Below are 18,367 nucleotides of genomic sequence, written 5' to 3' on the forward strand. Positions count from 1 at the left end.
CGGGCCGTTCCCGGAGCGGGGACCACTCCCTGCGGAGTGGCTCCCCGCCACGGACGTCACTCCCCGGTGGCGAACCGGTCCCGCAGGTCGTTCTTGCGGATCTTGCCGCTGACCGTCTTCGGCAGGTTGTCCGCGAAGAACACCGCGCGCGGCTGCTTGTACGAGGCGAGCCGGCTCTTGCACTGCGCCACGATCTCGTCCGCCGAGACCTCCTGCCCCTCCCTGCGGACCACCACGGCGGCGACCTTCTCGCCCCACACCGGGTCCGGCAGGCCGATGACAGCGGCCTCGGCGACCGCGGGGTGCTCGTAGAGGGCGTTCTCGACCTCGCTGGAGTAGACGTTCTCGCCGCCGGAGATGATCATGTCCTTGGCCCGGTCGACGATGTAGAGGAAGCCCTCCTCGTCCTTGCGGGCGAGGTCACCGGTGTGGAACCAGCCGCCTGCGTAGGCCTCTTCGGTCGCCCGCGGATTGCCGTAGTAGCCGACGGTGACCTGGTCGCCCTGGACGACGATCTCGCCGACCTCGCCCACCTCGCAGTCCTCGCCGTCGGGCCGCACCACGCGCACGTCGACCAGGGCCATCGGCTTGCCGACCGCGTCGAGCAGGTGCTCCTCGCCGTTCACGGCCCGGATGTGGGCCGCCTTGTCGAGGGTCAGCATGTTCCCGCCCAGCTCGGTCATGCCCATACCGGCGTACACGATCGGGCCGAACCGCTCGATCGTCCGGCGCAGCACCTCGACGGGGATCTTGGAGGCGCCGTAGCCCATCCACTCCAGGCTGCTCAGGTCGTACTCGTCGATCTTCGGGTGGGCGAGGAGCATCGCCATCATCGTCGGGGCGAAGCCGCCGCTGGTGACCCGGTGGTCCTGGACCAGCCGCATCCACTGCTCCGGGTCCCAGCCGGACATCATCAGCACGGAACCGCCGTTGAACTGGTGCATCGGCGTGAGGTAGCCGGCGACGTGGCACAGCGGCATCGCGTTGAGGAAGCTGGTCTCCGGTGTCGGCTCGTAGGCGAGCACCGACTGGACCAGCGCGGTGTTGATGTTGCGGTGGGTGAGCTGGGCGCCCTTGGGGAATCCGGTGGTGCCGCTGGTGTAGAGCAGCCAGGCGACCTCGTCGTCGGCGACCCGCACCTCGGGCTCGGTCGGCCGGCCCTCGGCCACGAGGTCCTCGTAGCTGCGCACGCCGGGCTGGGACCCGCCGATGACGATGATGTGCTCGACCGTCTCCAGATCGGCGCGGTGCTCGGTGAGCGCCTCAAGATACTGCTGCTCGACCAGGACGACCCTGGCGCCGGAGTCGTTGAGGATCCACACCCATTCCTTCGGGTGCAGGCGGTAGTTGAGCATGGTCAGCGCCATGCCCACGGCGGGGACGCCGTAGTACGCCTCGACGTACTCGGGGTTGTTCTCGGACAGGATCGCGATCCGGTCGCCCCGCGAGGCGATGCCGAGGAGCGCGTTCGCGAGGCGCATCGCCCTCTCGTACAGCTCGGCGTAGGTGCGGGAGCCCGAACCGTCCGCCATGAGAAGCGCGTTCTTTTCCGGTGTCCGCATCGCGTTGCGACGCAGCACGTCACTGATCAGCATGGCGTTCTTCCTCCTGTGCGGTCGATGAGCGAAGCTGCGGTGCGGTCATGGAACGCGACCACGCGCCTCTCGACGAATCCGGTGATCTGCTGGTGGCTGTAGCCCGCCGCGCGCAGTACGTCGGCGGAGTCCCGGCCCGGCGCGGCGGGCGGTTTCGGTGCCGCGGGCCGGGTGCGGCTGAAGCGGGGGGCAGGGGCGGGATGCACCACCCCTGCGATGTCGAGGAACGTGCCGCGCGCACGGTTGTGCGGGTGGCCCGCGACCTCGTCGAGCGAGAGGACCGGGGTGACGCAGGCGTCGACATCGTCGAACACCGTCATCCATTCGGCGCGTGACCTGGCGGCGAACGCCTCGGCGATGCACTCCTTCATCGCATCCCAGCGCCCGGGATCCAGCCGGTTCCCGGCCGTCCTCGGGTCGTCGGCGACGCCGAGCGTGTCCAGGAGGCGGTCGAAGAAGTACCGCTCCGCTGCGCCGACGGCCACGTACTCGCCGTCGGCGCAGCGGTAGGTCCCGTAGAAGGGCGAGCCCGAGTCGAGGGTGTTGGTGCCGCGTTCCGTGTTCCAGGTGCCCGCGGCCCGCATCCCGAGCATCGTCGACAGCAGTACGGCCGCCCCGTCGACGATGCCCGCGTCCACGACCTGTCCGGTCCCCGACCGGCGGGCCTCCAGCAGGGCGCAGACGATCCCGTAGGCCAGGAGCATCCCGCCGCCGCCCTCGCCGACCAGGTTCACCGGCGGTACCGGCGGCTGCCCGGCGAGTCCGACGGTGTGCAGCGCTCCCGCGACGGAGATGAAGTTGATGTCGTGACCGGCACGGTCCGACAGCGGGCCCCGCTGTCCCCAGCCCGTCATCCGCCCGTACACCAGGCGCGGGTTGCGGGCGCGGCACTCGTCCGGTCCGATGCCGAGCCGTTCGGCGACACCCGGGCGGAAGCCCTCGATCACCGCGTCGGCGGTCCCGGCCAGCCGGAGCACGATCTCCGCGCCCTCGGGGGACTTCAGGTCCACGGCCACCGAGCGGCGGCTGCGCTCGGGGATCCGGAACCGGGAATCGTCCATGCCGGGCGACTGCTCGATCGCGTGCACCCGGTCGACCCGGACCACCTCGGCACCCATGTCCGCCAGCAGCATCGCGGCGAACGGAGCCGGGCCGACCCCGGCGATCTCCACCACCCGCACCCCGTCGAGAGGCCCGCTCATGACCACCTCCAGTCGTCGTACCTCGTTGTACCGTCCGGTCGGTACAGGCATGAAAGCACAGCGCCCGCCGGTTCGTACAGACCTGAATCAGTTCTGCCGCCGGACCGCCGCGGGACCGCCGCGGACGGCCGGGTACGGCGTCCCGCGGAGCGCGCCCTGTGGCGAAATCCGCTGGTCCACGGCGTGTACGAGCGTCACCGCCGTGCTCCGGCGACCCCCCGGACCGACTCCTCGGCCCTGCCGGGCAGGGGTACCCGCAGGGGCCCCGGAGCCCGTCAGGCGCCGCCCGCCCACCGCGTGCGGGCGGGTACGGGTACACCCGGCGGATGTGCCCGTCGCACGCACGGCGGATACGGCCGGTGCACGCACGGCGGGTGTACCCGTCGCACGCCGGCAGACGTGCCCGTCCTGCGCCCCGGCGACTGCGGCCGTCCTACGGCCCGGCGGGTGTGCCCGTCGGGCCGAGGCATGACGGGACCCGGCGCCCCGTCAGTCCCCGGACTGCTGGTCGGCCCGGTACCGGCTCAGGGACGCCCGCGCGGACAGCACGTGCGCCGTCATGACCGACTGCGCCCACGTCCCGTCGCGGGCGGTGAGCGCGTCGACCAGCTCCCGGTGCTGGCGCAGGCTGCGCGCCATCTCCTGCGGGGAGTAGTTGTGGAACGTGTGCCGTACGAGGGAGATCTCGATGACCCCTGACAGGATCCCGGGAAGCAGCGCGTTGCCGGCGGCCCGGTGCAGCGCGCGATGGAACTGCATGTTGAGTTCGGTGATGCGGTCGTCGGCGTCGTCGCCACCGTTGCGCGCCACCTCGTCCATCGCGTCGCACAGCGCGCGCAGTTCCTCGCGCTCGGCCTCCGAACCGTCACGTTCGGCAGCACGGCGCGCCGCGTAGCCCTCAAGGAGCGCCCGCAGGCTGAAGATGTCGTCGAGATCGGCGGCGTCGAATCCGCTCACCTGCGCCCCGCGGTTGGGGTGCAGGGTGATGAGCCCGTCGGCCTGCAGCCGCCGCAGCGCGTCGCGTACGGGAGTGCGGCTCACCTCGTAGGTGGTCGCGATGTTCTCCTCGCGCAGCCACGCGCCGGACGGGTGCGCTCCGGTCAGGATGCTCCTGCGGAGGTCCTCGTAGACCCTCACCGACGGCTTCGTCATCGTTTCTGCTCCCGGTACGGCACCATGATCGGGGCGCGACCGGATACCGCCGCGCGACCGTCCTGTCGGGTCATCGCGCGGGCGCGGGGAACCGTCCGGCACGCAGCAACTGTCCCGGCAGCGGCCTGCCGAGAACCTCGGTGATCCACGCTGCGGTGGACAGCAGCGCGTCGAGATCGATGCCGGTGTCCACGCCCTGCCCTTCGAGCAGGTAGACGAGGTCCTCGGTGGCGATGTTACCGGTCGCCTTCGGCGCGAAGGGGCAGCCGCCGATGCCCGCGACGGAGCTGTCCAGGACCGACACGCCGGCTTCCACCCCCGCGTAGGCGTTGGCGTAGCCGGTGTTGCGCGTGTTGTGCAGATGCAGGCCGAGCGGGATGCCCAGTCCTGCCGCACCGGTGAGCAGCCTGGTCACCTGCTGGGGCACCCCGACGCCGATGGTGTCGGCGAAGACGAGTTCGTCGGCGCCGGTGGCGGCGACCCGCTCGGCGATGGCCAGCACGCGGCCCGGGTCGACCGCCCCTTCGAACGGGCAGCCGAACGACGCGGCCAGCGTGACACTGGCCCGGCGGCCGTCCGCGTGGGCCGCCGCGACGATGTCGGCCGCCTCCGCGATCGACTGTTCGACGCTGCGGCCCTGGTTGCGCTGGTTGAAGGTCTCGGTGACGCAGAAGGCCATACGGGCCTCGTCGCACCGGGTCTCCGCGAGCCGGGTGTAGCCGCGCTCGTTGAGGACGAGCGCCGCGAGACCGACGCCGTCGACGGGTTCCACCGCGGCGCAGACCTCTTCCGCCCCGGCCATCTGCGGCACACGGGCGGGATTGACGAAACTGGCGATCTCGATGCGGTCGACGCCGGTGGCGGACAGCCGGTCGACGAAGTCCGCGCGCTGTCGCGGGCTCAGGTGTTCGGGTTCGTTCTGCAGTCCGTCACGCGGACCCACTTCACAGATTCTGACGCTCACGGGGGTGTCTCCTCTCCTTGCCCCGGGGCTGCGGCCGGTCGGCTAGATGACGCCCTGCTCGTGCAGGAGGGCGCGGGCCGCTGTGTCGAGGCCGAGGATTCCGCCGTACACCTCGTCGTTGTGCTGTCCCAGTTCCGGGCCGAGCGTGTGCACCGCGCCGGGGGTCCCGGACAGCCTGGGGGCGACGTTCTGCATCGGGAAGGAGCCCAGCTTGTCGTGCATCAGCCGGACGATCGTCTGCCGGGCCTCGAAGTGCGGGTCGGCGAACATGTCCTGCGCGGTGTACGTCAGCCCGGCCGGCACCCCGCTCTCGTGCAGGAGGTCGAGCAGCGCCTCGGAGTCCTGCTCCTGGGTCCACTCGGCGACCAGCTTGTCGAGCTCGGCCTGGTGCTCACCGCGGGCGGCATGGGTACCGAACCGCTCGTCGGTCTGCCACTCCGGCTTGCCCATGATCTCGGCCAGCCGGTTGAACACCGTGTCCCGGTTGGCGGCGATGAGGACGGCCGAGCCGTCGCGGGTCGGATACACGTTGCTGGGCGAGACGCCCGGCAGCACCGACCCGGTGCGCTCGCGCCGTGACCCGCTCAGCTCCCATTCCGGCAGGATCGACTCCATCATCGCCAGTACGGCTTCGTAGATCGCGGAGTCGACGACCTGGCCCCGCCCGGTGTGCTCACGGGAGAACAGGGCCATCACGGTGCCGAGCGCGGCGAACGTGCCGGCCAGCGAGTCGCCGATGGAGATGCCGGTGCGGCTGGGCGCGCGGTCGGGTTCGCCCGTGATGTGCCGCAGGCCGCCCATCGCCTCGCCGATGGAGCCGAATCCGGCGCGCCGGGAGTAGGGCCCGTCCTGGCCGTAGCCGGTGACCCGGGTGACCACGAGCCGGGGGTTCAGCTCGGCGAGTTCCGCGGGTCCGAGGCCCCAGCGCTCCAGGGTGCCCGGCCGGAAGTTCTCGATGAACACGTCGGCCGTGGCGAGCAGGTCCCGGAGCAGTTGCTGCCCCTCGGGCCTGCGCAGGTCGCAGGTGATCGACTTCTTGTTGCGGGCGATGATCGGCCAGGTCAGGGAGAGGCCCTGCGGGAGGTTGCTCCCCCACTGCCGCATCGGGTCGCCGTTGCCGGGGTCCTCGGCCTTGATCACTTCGGCCCCGAAGTCACCGAGCAGTTGTCCGCAGAACGGCCCCGCGATGAGCGAGCCCGTCTCGACGACCCGTACCCCCGCCAAAGGCCCCTGAGCAGCCGCCGCCGTATGCCGGGAGCCACTCTGCTGGTCGTCAGCCATCGGAAGTCCACCTCTCGCCCACATCACGCACATCGAGCAACCACTGTCGGTCTTGTACACAACTTCGGATTGCCGATCGAGGCCTCATTGCCTCTGTTCAGGCACCATAGCTCCTCCCTCGCCGAATGGACACGGGTGATTGTGTGCAATCTCGCGAGGTGGACACCAGGTCGGGGCGCCTGCGTCCACGGGCGGGGCCGAGGACGGCCGAGAGCGCCACGGACGAGACCGGAGCCACACACGAAGCGGAGATCAGCCGTACCGGACGGCTGCGCCTCTTTGCTCGGGTGCGGCAGCCGACCGGCAGTCGGCGGTCGGCCGTCGGCGGTCCGCGGTCCGCGGTCCGCGAGGCCGATCCTTCGACATCCGACCGCCGACACCGCCCGGGTCGCCCCGTCCTGCGCGTTCCGGCATTCACCGGGGGCGGGCAGGTCGCTCGGCCCAACGGGTTGAACCCGGCGGCACCTGGTCCGTGGCCGAGCGCCGACGCGCGAGGCTGTGCTGTTGGGAGCCGCGCCGACGCCCTGGCGGTGCCTCACCCGCTGCGGGACCACCCCATTCGGCCCGTGTCGCCGAACCGCCGTACCGGAGGCGCCGAGCCCCTGGTCACGTCCGACTGATCGAGGAGGCCGGGGCCCATGACCGGATCCGGAAACGACAGCACACACACCCTGGCCGCGCCGGTCGACCTCAACGGCACCGGGCACTACGTCCACTGGGGCGTGGTGCAGATCTCCGTCGCCAACCTGGTGGTGATCGCCCTGATGATCGTGGTCTTCGCGCTGGCGCTGCTGCTGCCCTTCCCGCACGGACGGCGCCGCGGATGAGCACCGACGCCGGGACTCCGGAGCACGGTTGGACGGCGCGGTCCGCCGTCGGCTGGTCGGGGCGCTGCCGCCGGAGAAGCTGCTGCCCGACAGCCAGCCGGTCTACATGGCCTCGTGGGTGTACGTCTTCGGCGTCCTCACGGTCTCCTCCTTGGCCGTGGCGCTGATCAGCGGGGGCCTGCTGGCCTTGAAGGGGCCCGCGTGGTGGCACGTCTCATCGGTCGGGAAGTACGTCAACAGCCTGCACCTGTGGAGCGTCGAGCTGTTCATGTTCGTCCTGGTGCTCCACCTGTGGGCGAAGTTCTTCATGGCCGCCTGGCGCGGCCGGCGCGCTCTGACCTGGATGACCGGCGTGGTCATCTTCCTCACCTCCATCGGCACGGCGCTCTCCGGCTACGTGGTGCAGCAGAACTTCGACTCGCAGTGGATCTCGGACCAGGCCAAGGACGGCATGAACGCGGTGGGAATCGGCGCGTTCTGGAACGTCCTCGACTTCGGCCAGATGCTGATGTGGCACGTCGTGCTGTTCCCCCTCGTGATCTGCCTGCTCAGCGGATGGCACGTGCTGCTGGTACGGCTGCGCGGCATCGTGCCGCCCATCGACGCCCCGACGCGCGGCCCCGACCATGTTCCGCCCGGACAGCAGGAGCGAGCGTGACCCGCGAAACCCGCCGGACCGGCACGCCCGAGTCTTCGGAATTCCCGACCAGGTTCTATGACCTGGTCAAAGAGGTCACCATCGCGCTGGTCCTGGTCGCCCTGCTGACCGCCGGGCTCGCCGCGCTGTTCTCCTCCCCCGACGACGGGCCCGTCACCATCGCGCTGGTCCTGGTCGCCCTGCTGACCGCCGGGCTCGCCGCGCTGTTCTCCTCCCCCGACGACGGGCCCGTCACCCTCGGTTCGTGGTCGCGCGCCGACTCGGCCGACTTCACCGCCACGGCCGCGTCCGAGCTCGGCGGCACCAGCGGCACCGCGCAGTACGGCCCGCCGTACAACCACACGCCGGGAGCCGGACAGAAGATCGGGCCGGTCAGTCTGCAGCGCCTCGCGGGCGTGCACATCCCGATCGACACCGCCCAGGACTTCGTCATCCAGCCGCTCAGCCGGGCTCCCGAGCCGCCCCCCGTCACCAAGGCCCTCGCCGTGTGGAACGCCGCGTCCCCGGACCGGCGGCAGGCATGGACCTCCGCCTACTCCGACGCGCTGGGCAAGGCCCCGAACGGCAACCCCGCACGGGTGGCCCCCGGCCCCTACGGCCCGGTCCCGGTGCTGATGGCCCGGCTGCTGGAACTCGCCCGGTCGGGCGCGCTCGACGGCGAACTGCTCACCGAGGGAAGCCAGTTCTACCAGACGGACTACACCCGCCCGCTGCTCTTCCTCGGCGACGGCAACTACTTCGCGGACCTCGCCCAGAGCCGGCACCTGTCCGGTGACCAGTGGGGCATGATGAACGAGACGGGCAACTATCCCGGCCAGCCCTGGCTGTGGCTCTACACCTTCTGGTACCAGATCGAGCCGTTCAAGAGCTCCGACAACGCCGACGCCCTGATCTGGGGGCTGATGGCCCTGCTGAGCCTGGGCCTGATCCTGGTCCCCTTCATCCCCGGCATCAGGTCGATCCCGCGCTGGACCCGGGTGTACCGGCTCATCTGGCGCGACTACTACCGCGCCCAGCGGCCGCCCCGCTGACCCGGTCCGGCTCGGCCGTCCATCCGGTCACGCGAGACGAGTGCCACCCCTCCCTCGGCCACGGTGTCGGGGCGACCGCCGAACGGTCGACCTGCGGTCGGTCTCGGGGGGCGTGGACGGCGCCGGACGGTCGTCCCGGCGCGGTTGACCGCGCCCTGACGCGGGCCCCGGAACATGCCGGAGGCCGCTTCCCCGCGAACGAGAAAACGGCCTCTGACCTGCGACAATGAGGCGAACCTCTGTCGGGACGACAGGATTTGAACCTGCGACCCCTTGACCCCCAGTCAAGTGCGCTACCAAGCTGCGCCACGTCCCGGTGCCTTCACCCGCGGTGACCCGCGTGATCGTGCGAACAGAACTTTACCCCACGGCGGAGAGTGCTCCGCCGTGGGACGGGAGCGCGCGACAATCGGCGTATGACCGGGACATCTGAGGCGCGGCAGGCCGGCGGGCGCGATCGGGACACCGAGGGGCGGGCACGGAACGCCCGGCCCCGCGACGGGCTGGGGCGCCCACTGCCGTACGGCGCGGACGGGGTGGAACGGCAGCCGGAGGGTGTCGTGCGCGCCCCCGAGGAGACGGTCACCGAGGCGCAGACACTGCTGGACGCGGGCCGGCCGTTCCACGCGCACGAGGTCTTCGAGGACGCCTGGAAGTCCGGTCCGCAGGAGGAACGCGGGCTCTGGCGGGGACTGGCCCAGCTCGCCGTGGGGCTCACCCACGCCGCCCGCGGAAACGCGACCGGTGGCGCACGGCTGCTGCGCCGTGGCGCCGGAGCGATCGAGGAGTGGACGTCGGGGACCGGCCGACCGGTCCGGCCGTACGGCCTGGACCTCGCGGAACTCACCATCTGGGCCCGGGAGTTGGCGGGCGCCGTGGAGCGCGACGGCGGGCGGGTCGACGCGACGGCGTCGGCGCCACGGCTGCGCGGCCGGGACGCCTGACGAGGCGCGGTCCTCGGCACCGGACTCGTCCGTGACCGGCCGACCACGTACTCGGGGCGATGCCAGACCACGTCCGGATTTCCGTGTCCGGCCGGGCACTGTCGGGTGCGGTGCGTCCACTGTCAGTGGCGTACGGCAGACTCAGGGTGTGCGAAAGATTCATGTCATCGGCATCGGAGCGGGCGACCCCGATCAGCTCACGCTGCAGGCGGTCAAGGCGCTGAGGAGCACGGACGTGTTCTTCATCCTGGACAAGGGCGAGGTGAAGTCGGACCTCGTCCAGCTGCGCCGCGACATCCTCGACGCGCACATACCCGAGGGGGCGTACCGCCTGGTCGAGGCCCGCGACCCGGACCGGGACAGGACCGCGGGCGGCTCGGCGTACTCGCCGGCCGTCGGGGACTGGCGCAGCGCCCGCGCCGCCATCTACGAGCGGCTGATCACCGAGGAACTGGGCGAGGACGAGAGCGGCGCGTTCCTGGTGTGGGGCGATCCCGCTCTGTACGACAGCACGCTCGGCATCCTGGAGGAGATCCTGGACCGGGGCACGGTGACGTTCTCGTACGACGTGATACCGGGGATCAGCAGTGTCTCGGCGCTCGTCGCCCGGCACCGCACGGGGCTGACCCGGGTCGCGCGGCCCGTGCAGATCACCACCGGGCGGCGCCTGGCCGAGGGCTTCCCGGACGGGGTGGACGACGTGGTCGTGATGCTCGACGCCCACCAGACGTTCCGGCAGTACGCGGACGAGGACATCGACATCTACTGGGGCGCCTACATCGGCACGCCCGACGAGATCCTCGCCTCCGGCCCACTGGCCGAAGCGGCCCCCCGTATCGAGCGGTTGCGCGCCGAGGCCCGGGAGCGCAAGGGATGGATCATGGACACGTATCTGCTGCGCAGGAATCCGCGGGCGTAGTTCACCGGGCTCCGCCTCACCTGCGCGGCCACGGGCTCAGCGTCTCGGACACAGGTCCGCGGGCACAGAGGTCCGCGAGCACAGGTCCGCGAGCACTGAGAGGGCCTCCCTGCCGGTACGTCGGGCGGGTCGCCCCGCATGCACGGGGAGCCCACCGGTGTGAGGGTGGCGATGTGACGATCACGGAGGATACGGCGCCACCCGCGGCGGGGGCGCCCGGACCGCCGGTGCTGGACAACCGCCGCCGCAACATCGTCTTCGCGACGATCGTGCTGGGCATGCTGCTCGCCGCGCTCGACCAGACGATCGTGGGCACCGCTCTGCCGACGATCGTGTCGGATCTGGGCGGCGCCGCGCACATGTCGTGGGTGGTGACCGCGTACCTGCTGGCCGAGACCGTGGCGACCGTACTGGTCGGCAAGTTCGGCGACCTGTTCGGCCGCAAGGTGGTCTTCCAGGCGTCGGCGATCATCTTCATCACGGGTTCTTTCCTGTGCGGGCTCGCCACGAACATGACGCTGCTGATCGCCTGGCGGGCGTTGCAGGGCATCGGCGCGGGCGGTCTGATGGTGACCTCCATGGCACTGATCGCGGACGTCATCCCGTTGCGCGAGCGGGGCAAGTACCAGGGCGCGATCGGTGCCGTCTTCGGCGTGGCCACGGTCATCGGGCCGCTGCTCGGCGGGCTGTTCACGGACCATCTGTCGTGGCGGTGGGCGTTCTACGTCAACGTGCCCCTCGCGATCGTCGTGGTGATCGCGGCGGCCCGCACCATCCCGGTGGTGAAGTCGGTGACCCGCCCGGTCATCGACTACCTGGGCATCGCGCTCGTCGCGGTCGGGGCCAGCGCCCTGATCCTGGCGACGAGTTGGGGCGGCAACCAGTACGCCTGGGGATCGCCGACCATCATCGGCCTCTTCGTGGGCGGTCTGGTCGCGCTCGGCCTGTTCTGCGTGGTGGAGACGCGCGCCGCCGAACCGATGCTGCCGATGCGGCTGTTCACCAACCCGGTCTTCACGGTCTGTTCGATCCTCAGCTTCATCGTGGGGTTCGCGATGCTCGGCGCGATGACCTATCTGCCGACGTATCTGCAGTACGTGGACGGGAACTCGGCCACCCTCTCCGGTGTGCGCACGCTGCCCATGGTCCTCGGCCTGCTCATCGCGTCGGTCTTCAGCGGCAACGTGGTCAGCAAGACCGGGCAGTACAGGATCTTCCCCATCGTCGGCTCCCTGGTGATGGCGGTCGGGCTCTATCTGATGTCGCGCATGGGCCCGGACACCGGGCCCTGGCTGGAGTCCCTGTACATGTTCGTGTTCGGCACCGGGATCGGGCTGTGCATGCAGGTGCTGACGATCGCCGTGCAGAACACCGTCGAGTACACCGACCTCGGCACCGCCACGTCCGGGGTCACCTTCTTCCGTACGCTGGGCAGTTCGTTCGGCACGGCGGTCTTCGGCACGATCTACACCAACGCGCTGAAGCCCAACCTTGCCGAGGGGGTCAGGGCCGCCGCCGAGACCGGCGCTGCAGGGCCGGCCGTGATCGCCAGGGCGGCGCAGAGTCCGGAGGGGCTGCACAGACTGCCGCCGCAGGCGGCGGGGCCCGTCGTCGACGCGTACGCCGACACCATTCACACGGTGTTCCTGTGGACGGTGCCGGTCGCCGTCCTCGGTTTCGTCGTGGCGCTCTTCCTCAAACAGGTGGAGCTGCGAGACAGCGCGCGCATGGGGTCGACGGACATGGGCGAGGGCTTCGCGTCGCCGTCCACCGCGGACTCCCAGCGCCTGCTGGAGTTCTCGGTCGCGAAAATCATCGGCACCACGGAGATGAACACCGCACGCCGGATCGTCTCCGACTCCGACACGCGGCTGGATGTGGCGGGCGCCTGGGCCGTGATGCAGGTGGAGCTGTTCACCCGGATGGTCGGCCACGCCAACCTCGCGCTCATCGCCGCCCGACGCCATCTGCCTCCCGAGGTACTCGTCCCGGTCTTCCAGCGCATGGTCGACGAGGGCTATCTGACCCGGCACGGCTCGCTGTTCTCGCACACCGCGGCGGGCGAACGCGAGGCGCGGGTGATCAGCGAGGCCTGGGGCCGCTGGCTCGCCGGGCGGGTGGAAGAGGATGTCGGCCGCCCGTCCGGAGCGGAACTGCGCGCCGCCGTCGACACGATCGCCAAGCGTCTGCTGGTCGAGGACCTGACCCAGGGCCTGCCCGACCGGACCCCGGAACTGACGTCGGCGACGACGAGTTGACCGGCACGGCACCGGGCCGACCGAGAACAGTGGACACCGGTCCGATGGCGAACAGCCTTACGCGGGCGCGCCGTTGAGTACTGGACCGGGACACGGCGTCGCGCGCCGTACGGCGGATCCGGAGGCCGGACGCGCCGTACGACGGATCCGAAGGCCGGTCAGCTCGGGTCGTGGGCAGGCAGGTCCAGCAGGTCCAGGGCCGATGCCACGTCCGGTACCGCGCTCACGTCCTCCGGGAGGGGCGGACGCCGTACGACGACCACGGGGAGGCCGAGGTCACGGGCCGCGGTCAGTTTGGCCGCCGTCGCGGCTCCGCCGCTGTCCTTGGTCACCAGGACATCGACGCGATGCCCGCGGAGCAGGCTCTTCTCGTCGTCCACCGTGAAGGGACCGCGCGCGAGCAGCACTTCGGTGTCCGGGGGCAGCGGCGGCTCGGGGGCCTCCACCGAACGTACGAGGAAGTGAATCCGGGTGAGATCCGCGAAGGCCGCGAGGCCGAGGCGGCCCGTTGTGAGGAAGACGCGGCGGCCCAGCTCGGGCAGCAGCGTGGCGGCTTCGGCGAGGGAGTCCGCCTGGTGCCAGCGGTCGCCGGGGCCGGGGCGCCAGCCTGGGCGGCGCAGCACCACTGCGGGAATCCCGGTCGCCGCCGCGGCCCGCACCGCGTTCGCGGTGATGCCGGACGCGAAGGGGTGCGTGGCGTCGACCACGGCGTCGACACCGTGTTCGCGCAGCCAGCGCGCGAGTCCGTCCGCCCCGCCGAACCCCCCGGTCCGTACGTCCCCTTCGAGCGCTCCCGGCCGGGACACCCGGCCCGCCAGCGATGTGGTCACCCGCACGCCGGGGCGCGCGGAGAGCTCGGCGGCGAGTTCACGGGCCTCGGTCGTACCGCCGAGGAGGAGGACATGTGGCGACATGAGCCGAGCGTACGGGGTACGGGGAGCGGAAGAGGCAGGGGCAGGGGCAGCGGAAGAGGCAGCGGAAGCGGCGGCGGGAAAGAGGGGGCCGGGACCGGGGGCGCCCCGGACGTCCGGGGTCAGCGCAGCAGCAGCTGCACTCCGCCCACCACCGTCGCCGCGATCACCAGGCGCTCGAAGAGCAGCTGGTTGATGCGCTTCACCGCCCATTTCCCGAGGAACGCCCCCGGCACGACGAAGACGGCCAGGGCCGCGTCAAGGAGCAGCGAACGGCCGTCGATCAGGCCGAGGCCCGCGCTGAAGGGCAGCTTGGAGACGTTGACGATGAGGAAGAAGAAGGCTGAGGTGCCGAGGAAGCCGAGCTTTCGGAAACCCGCCGAGAGGAGATACATCGACATGACCGGGCCGCCCGCGTTGGCGACCATGGTGGTGAACCCGCCGAGCACACCGTAGGAACGTGCCCTGACGCGGCCCGCACGGGTCACGACGGAGTCGGGTTCCTCGTCCTGGACTGCGGCCCGGCGGCGCCACAGGGTGATCCCGGTCATCAGCAGCAGGGTCGCGCCGATCGAGGTCCGTACGACCCCGTCGTCGGCCCACACCAGGAACACCGTGCCGAGGACGACGCCGGCGGCGACCGCGGGGAACAGACGCCAGAGCGTGGGCCAGTGGGCGTGGCGCCGGTAGGCGGCGACGGCGAGCACGTCGCCGACGATCAGGAGGGGCAGCAGGACACCGGTCGAGGCGCGGGCGGGGAGTACGGCGGCGAAGACCGCCAGGCTGACCGTGTTGGCGCCGCTGACGGCGGTCTTGGAGAAGCCGACGAGCAGAGCCGCGGCGGCTAGAGCGGCGAACTCCCCCATGGATATGTGCCAGAGCGTCATCGTGTTCATGCGGGGACCGATGCTATGCCCACGCAACTCGCCCGGGTGAGGAGGGCCCCTCCGGGTGTTCCGTGGGTCGCCGGGTGCACCGGGCGCGCTGTTCCCCTTGAGGACCTCGGATCCCGGGCTTGAGGACCTCGGATCCCGGGCCGAGCGGGCCGGGGCGTCAGGGGCGCTCGACCAGGACCGCGCTGCCCTGCCCGACGCCCACGCACATCGTGGCCAGACCGCGTTCGGCGCCCGTGCGGCGCATGCGGTGCAGCAGGGTGGTGAGGATGCGGGCGCCCGAGGCGCCGAGCGGGTGACCCAACGCGATGGCGCCGCCGGTCGGGTTGACGAGGTCCGGGTCGATGCCGAGACGGTCCACACAGGCGAGGGCCTGGGCTGCGAACGCCTCGTTGAACTCGGCCTCCTGGATGTCGGCGACGGTCCAGCCCACGCGTTCGAGCGCCTTGCGGGTGGCGGGCACGGGACCGATGCCCATCACGTCGGGGTCGACGCCGGCCGAGGCCCCGGCGACATAGCGTCCGAGCGATTCGAGACCGAGTTCGGTCAGCGCTTCCTCGCTGACCAGCAGCACACCGGCGGCGCCGTCGTTCATCGGCGAGGCGTTGCCCGCGGTGACCGTGCCGCCGGGGCGGAACACCGGCTTGAGTCGGGCCAGCCTGTCGAGCGAGGTGTCCTCCCGTACGCATTCGTCGCGGTCGACGACCACACCGTCAGGACGCTCGACGGAGAGCAGCTCGGAGTCGAAGTACCCGTTCTTGCGGGCGTCCGCCGCACGCTGGTGGCTGCGGAGCGCGAACGCGTCCTGGCGCTCGCGCGAGACGCCGTAACGCTCGGCGACCTCCTCCGCGGTCTCACCCATCGACAGGACACCGTGCAGTTCCTTCATCGCCGGGTTGACCAGCCGCCAGCCGAGGCGGGTGTCGACGGTCTCGATGCGGTGCGGCAGCGCCTCGTCCGGGCGGGGAAGGACGAAGGGGGCCCGGCTCATCGACTCGGAGCCTCCGGCGAGCACGATGTCGGCCTCGCCGGAGGCGATGGCGCGGGCCGCGGTCGTGACGGCTTCGAGACCGGAGGCGCAGAGCCGGTTGACGGTGGCGCCGGGCACGCTGTCGGGCAGTCCGGCGAGCAGCGCGGCCATCCGGGCCACATTGCGGTTGTCCTCGCCGGCCTGGTTGGCGGCGCCCCAGTAGACGTCGTCGACGCGGGCCGGGTCGAGCGTGGGCACCTCGGCGACCAGGGCGCGGATGACGCTCGCGGCGAGGTCGTCGGGCCGCACGGAGGACAGGGCCCCGCGCAGCTTGCCGATGGGCGTGCGGCGGGCGGCCGCGAAGTGGACGGGACGCACGACAGGACTCCTGACGGACACCGGAATCGGACACCGGATGTTGATGAACAAGACCATTAATTAGCGCTGCTAGTTTTGGACTATAACCCCGCTGCGGGCCCTTGGGAAGATCCCCCTCCGGCCGGTATCCACCCATCCGTCCCGGCCATCCGGGGCGGGGGACCGCAAGGTGGCCGAGGACCGACGGCACCGCACGCCCCGCCCCGCGCACGGACGGCACACTGCTCGCGTACCCCGCCGAACACGGGTTGACGGGGTGAACAGGCCCGGTGGAGCAGGGAGTTGTCGTATGACGGGGCGTCGAGGCGTACGCGCGCGGCGGTGTCACCCTCGTGGGCCGCTCGCATGCCGGGGTGAGCCGCTTCTTCGAGGGACTGGACCTGGTCGAGCCGGGCGTCGTCTCCGTGAAGGACTGGCGACCCGAGCTCGCGGAGGGCGAGACCCCGATCGGCGACGAGCCGGTGTCCTTGTACGGCGGGGTCGCCTTGAAGGGCTAGGTCCTCGGTTTCGAGGCCCGCGCCGCCGGTCGGTTTCCCGCCCGCCGGCGCGGGCCTCACCGCGTCTCGCGGGTCTTCGGACCCTCCGGCCGGGGCGGTCCGGCCCCTGGCCGAGGACGGTCGGCCCCTGCCCTCGTGGGCGCCGGGAGCGAACGCTGGAAGCCATCCGAGAAGGAAGCGAGATGGCGAGATGACCCTCATCGTCGGACAGGTGATGACCAGCGAGGTCGTCGAGGCGCACCGGAAGATGTCCTTCAAGGACGTGGCACGGCTGCTGGACCGGTACCGGATCAGCGGACTGCCGGTGGTGGACGACGACGACAAGGTCGTGGGGGTGATCTCGGAGACCGATCTGCTGCGCCGGCAGGCGGCCCGGTCCGACCCCGGGCAGGGACGCGGCCGACGTCTGCCGTCCCTGCTCCGCGGACTGCCGAGGTGGCCGCGTCCGGATCGAGCGTCGCGCCGTGCGGGTGCCGAGTCCGAGCCGGCCCGCGCCACGACCGCGGAGCAGCTGATGTCGACGCCCGCGATCACGGTGCATCCGGAACAGCGCGTGGCCGATGCCGCCCGGGTGATGGAGCGCCATCGCATCGAACGGCTTCCCGTGGTGGACGAGGAGGACCGGCTGATCGGGATCGCCACCCGCCGTGACCTGCTACGGGTCTTCCTGCGGACGGACGAGGAGATCCGCCGGGAGGTGACCGACGAGGTGATGGGGCACACCCTGTCGTTGCCGCCCCACACCGTGATCGTCTCGGTGGCCGACGGCGTGGTGACGCTGGAGGGACGCCTGGAGCACCGGAGCGAGATCCCGCAGGCCATCCGGCTGACGTGGCGGGTGGACGGTGTCGTCGGGGTCATGAACAGCCTGACCTTCCGCTTCGATGACACGCACCCGCCGGAGCGGCACCCCTCACACCGGATCGCCCACCACTGGCTGCCCGAACGCTGAGAGACACGGGGGCGGTTGACCGGCGTGCGGAGTTCACACCGCTTTCAGGCCGCACGCGGTGAAGACGGAGCGGACCTTGGCGACCTGGGCTGCGGTCGGGACGGGGGTCTCGGCGAGGGTGAACTCCTTCCCCAACTCCTCCCACTTGGCGGTGCCGAGTTTGTGGAAGGGCAGGACGTCGACGCGGGTGACGTTGCCCAGGGACGCCGCGAAGGAGGCGACTCCCGCCACGTTCTCCTTGTCGTCGGTCAGGCCCGGGACCAGGACGAAGCGGACCCAGACCTCCTTGCCCAGCTCGGCCAGCCGGCGGGCGAAAGCCAGCGTGGGTTCCAACTGCCGCCCGGTGAGGCGCAGATAGAGCTCGCGGTCCCAGGACTTGATGTCCAGCAGCACCAGGTCGACATCGGCCAGCAGCGCGTCGGAGGCGCGGGCGCCGAGGAAGCCGGAGGTGTCCAGAGCGGTGTGCAGGCCCAGCTCGTCGTGGCAGCGGTGGAGGATCTCCCCGGTGAAGTCCGGCTGCAGGAGCGGTTCGCCGCCGCTGATGGTGAAGCCGCCGCCCGCGGCACGGATGAACAGGACGTACCTGTTCACCTCCTCGACGACCGCGTCGGCCGTGGTGCGCCTGCCGTTGCGCATCCGCATGGTGTCCGGGTTGTGGCAGTACAGGCAGGCCAGCGGGCAGCCGGCGAGGAAGACGACGAAGCGGGTGCCGGGGCCGTCCACGCCGGTGGAGAGGTCCCAGGAGTGCACCGAGCCGCTGACCGGGCCGGCGCCCCGCAGCGCGGCCGCCTGCTCGGCGGGGCTGTCGGTGCTGACGGGGATGAGGGGCAGCAGGGCGCCCGGCTGGATCAGGGTCATGACGGAACCTCCTGGCCTGGCGGCCTCGTGGCCGCGTTAACGGGTGGCCGCCGGGATCCGCGGCCGCCGGACCACCG

Annotated in this window: 16 protein-coding genes, 1 tRNA gene and 1 pseudogene; 8 read left to right on the top strand and 10 right to left on the bottom strand. The window is 71.2% G+C overall.

Translation table 11 applies throughout. The annotated features are described in order from the left end of the window. Positions 1–56 precede the first annotated feature (56 nt). The 5 genes from ACFYW8_RS24975 to ACFYW8_RS24995 all read right to left on the bottom strand — a co-directional run bounded on the left by ACFYW8_RS24975 (position 57) and on the right by ACFYW8_RS24995 (position 6,194). Positions 57–1,595, bottom strand: a complete 1,539-nt coding sequence (locus ACFYW8_RS24975) for a class I adenylate-forming enzyme family protein (protein ID WP_389080137.1) — start codon at positions 1,593–1,595, stop codon at positions 57–59. After that, complete coding sequence (locus ACFYW8_RS24980; protein ID WP_389080140.1) at positions 1,589–2,797, bottom strand: CaiB/BaiF CoA transferase family protein; 1,209 nt, start codon at positions 2,795–2,797, stop codon at positions 1,589–1,591. Before ACFYW8_RS24980 ends, ACFYW8_RS24975 begins: the two co-directional genes overlap by 7 nt. Positions 2,798–3,286: 489 nt before the next feature. Further along, positions 3,287–3,949, bottom strand: a complete 663-nt coding sequence (locus tag ACFYW8_RS24985) for a GntR family transcriptional regulator (RefSeq protein ID WP_365869774.1) — start codon at positions 3,947–3,949, stop codon at positions 3,287–3,289. Positions 3,950–4,019: 70 nt separating this feature from the next. Next, positions 4,020–4,913 carry a hydroxymethylglutaryl-CoA lyase gene (locus ACFYW8_RS24990; protein WP_389080144.1) on the bottom strand — a complete coding sequence of 298 codons (894 nt, stop codon included), beginning with the start codon at positions 4,911–4,913 and terminating at the stop codon, positions 4,020–4,022. Between the two features lie 42 nt (positions 4,914–4,955). Beyond that, the gene (locus ACFYW8_RS24995; RefSeq protein ID WP_389080147.1) at positions 4,956–6,194 is read right to left on the bottom strand and encodes a CaiB/BaiF CoA transferase family protein; all 1,239 of its coding nucleotides are present in this window, start codon (positions 6,192–6,194) and stop codon (positions 4,956–4,958) included. Positions 6,195–6,832: 638 nt separating this feature from the next. Between ACFYW8_RS24995 and ACFYW8_RS25000 the strand changes: the two genes are divergently transcribed. From ACFYW8_RS25000 to ACFYW8_RS25010, 3 genes are read left to right on the top strand one after another with little or no spacing between them, the layout of a single operon-like run. After that, entirely contained in the window at positions 6,833–7,021 is a 189-nt protein-coding gene (locus tag ACFYW8_RS25000; protein ID WP_365869771.1) for a hypothetical protein, read from the top strand. Positions 7,022–7,049: 28 nt separating this feature from the next. Continuing rightward, the gene (locus ACFYW8_RS25005; protein WP_389080150.1) at positions 7,050–7,679 is read left to right on the top strand and encodes a cytochrome b N-terminal domain-containing protein; all 630 of its coding nucleotides are present in this window, start codon (positions 7,050–7,052) and stop codon (positions 7,677–7,679) included. Next, positions 7,676–8,710: a hypothetical protein gene (locus ACFYW8_RS25010; protein ID WP_389080153.1), complete on the top strand. Its 1,035-nt coding sequence runs from the start codon at positions 7,676–7,678 to the stop codon at positions 8,708–8,710. The genes ACFYW8_RS25005 and ACFYW8_RS25010 overlap by 4 nt, the downstream gene beginning before the upstream one ends. A 242-nt stretch (positions 8,711–8,952) precedes the next feature. Here ACFYW8_RS25010 and ACFYW8_RS25015 read toward each other — a convergent pair. Continuing rightward, positions 8,953–9,026: transfer RNA gene (locus ACFYW8_RS25015), tRNA-Pro, on the bottom strand. 100 nt (positions 9,027–9,126) lie between these two features. Between ACFYW8_RS25015 and ACFYW8_RS25020 the strand changes: the two genes are divergently transcribed. The 3 genes from ACFYW8_RS25020 to ACFYW8_RS25030 all read left to right on the top strand — a co-directional run bounded on the left by ACFYW8_RS25020 (position 9,127) and on the right by ACFYW8_RS25030 (position 12,831). Continuing rightward, positions 9,127–9,654, top strand: coding sequence for a DUF309 domain-containing protein (locus tag ACFYW8_RS25020; RefSeq protein ID WP_389080156.1), 528 nt, complete (start codon positions 9,127–9,129; stop codon positions 9,652–9,654). Positions 9,655–9,802: 148 nt separating this feature from the next. Next, positions 9,803–10,573: a precorrin-6A synthase (deacetylating) gene (cobF, locus tag ACFYW8_RS25025; RefSeq protein ID WP_389080159.1), complete on the top strand. Its 771-nt coding sequence runs from the start codon at positions 9,803–9,805 to the stop codon at positions 10,571–10,573. Between the two features lie 173 nt (positions 10,574–10,746). Next, on the top strand, positions 10,747–12,831 hold the full coding sequence (locus ACFYW8_RS25030) for an MDR family MFS transporter (protein ID WP_389080162.1): 2,085 nt from the start codon (positions 10,747–10,749) through the stop codon (positions 12,829–12,831). Between the two features lie 158 nt (positions 12,832–12,989). Here ACFYW8_RS25030 and ACFYW8_RS25035 read toward each other — a convergent pair whose 3' ends face one another. From ACFYW8_RS25035 to ACFYW8_RS25045, 3 genes are all read right to left on the bottom strand, one after another. Further along, complete coding sequence (locus ACFYW8_RS25035) at positions 12,990–13,745, bottom strand: cobalt-precorrin-6A reductase (protein WP_389080165.1); 756 nt, start codon at positions 13,743–13,745, stop codon at positions 12,990–12,992. 119 nt (positions 13,746–13,864) lie between these two features. Beyond that, a complete protein-coding gene (locus ACFYW8_RS25040) occupies positions 13,865–14,638 on the bottom strand; it encodes a sulfite exporter TauE/SafE family protein (protein WP_389080168.1) in 774 nt (257 codons plus the stop codon). A gap of 157 nt (positions 14,639–14,795) precedes the next feature. Then, positions 14,796–15,983, bottom strand: coding sequence for a thiolase family protein (locus ACFYW8_RS25045; RefSeq protein ID WP_389080171.1), 1,188 nt, complete (start codon positions 15,981–15,983; stop codon positions 14,796–14,798). A 314-nt stretch (positions 15,984–16,297) separates the two neighbouring features. On the opposite strand from ACFYW8_RS25045, the pseudogene ACFYW8_RS25050 reads away from it, so the two are divergent. Together ACFYW8_RS25050 and ACFYW8_RS25055 are read left to right on the top strand one after the other, a co-directional pair. Continuing rightward, positions 16,298–16,480 (top strand): annotated as a pseudogene (locus ACFYW8_RS25050) (SAM-dependent methyltransferase); the annotation flags it as partial. Between the two features lie 190 nt (positions 16,481–16,670). Beyond that, positions 16,671–17,432: a CBS domain-containing protein gene (locus ACFYW8_RS25055; protein WP_389080174.1), complete on the top strand. Its 762-nt coding sequence runs from the start codon at positions 16,671–16,673 to the stop codon at positions 17,430–17,432. 33 nt (positions 17,433–17,465) lie between these two features. Here the strand turns inward: ACFYW8_RS25055 and pflA are convergent, their stop codons facing one another. Beyond that, complete coding sequence (pflA, locus tag ACFYW8_RS25060; protein ID WP_389080177.1) at positions 17,466–18,290, bottom strand: pyruvate formate-lyase-activating protein; 825 nt, start codon at positions 18,288–18,290, stop codon at positions 17,466–17,468. Between the last annotated feature and the right edge of the window lie 77 nt (positions 18,291–18,367).

It is taken from the genome of Streptomyces sp. NPDC002742, assembly GCF_042888885.1.
Lineage (GTDB): Bacteria > Actinomycetota > Actinomycetes > Streptomycetales > Streptomycetaceae > Streptomyces.